Source organism: Christiangramia aestuarii (assembly GCF_009735585.1).
GTDB classification, from domain to species: domain Bacteria; phylum Bacteroidota; class Bacteroidia; order Flavobacteriales; family Flavobacteriaceae; genus Christiangramia; species Christiangramia aestuarii.
In genome coordinates this window covers 1-568 of record NZ_VJVW01000039.1, presented here as the reverse complement: position 1 = coordinate 568, position 568 = coordinate 1, and the positions used below count along the sequence as shown (strand labels likewise).

Genomic DNA, 568 nt, shown 5'->3' with positions numbered 1-568 from the left:
ATGCTGACTTTGCCACCGCTGATAATAGCGCCGTAAACCCAGGTGACTATACCACCAACTCCGGTACCATCACTTTTGCTGCCGGGTCTGTTGACGGAACTACCCAGACCATCACCGTGGATATCATCGAGGATGCCATCGCTGAACCTGCAGAGACCTTCTTTGTAAACCTAAGCAACCTCGTATTTAGTGGTGCTGCTTCCATCTCCGATAACCAGGGCTTGGGAACCATCAATGATAATGATGCCATCTCCATCAGCCTGGCAGGATTCACCATCACTGAAACAGATGCTACCCAGCAAGGAAACTTCGTAGCCAGTATCAATGGCGGAGCTACTGCTCAGGAGGATATCGTGCTGAGCTTTACCACTACCGATGGATCGGCCGGTGCAAGCGACTATACTGCACAATCCGCTGTAAGCTACACCATCGCCAAGGGAACTTCTTCAGTGAGCATTCCTGTAGATGTCCTGGGTGATGCCATCAGTGAACCAACAGAAGATTTTACAGGTGAAATTAGCATTACCAATGCCAACGGACAGGACGTAAGCCTGAATACCGCTACGGC

Annotated in this window: 1 protein-coding gene; it reads left to right on the top strand. The window is 50.4% G+C overall.

The annotated features are described in order from the left end of the window. Nucleotides 1-568 (top strand): Calx-beta domain-containing protein (locus tag FLP08_RS15515; RefSeq protein ID WP_202912790.1); only part of this gene is annotated, 568 nt, incomplete at both ends.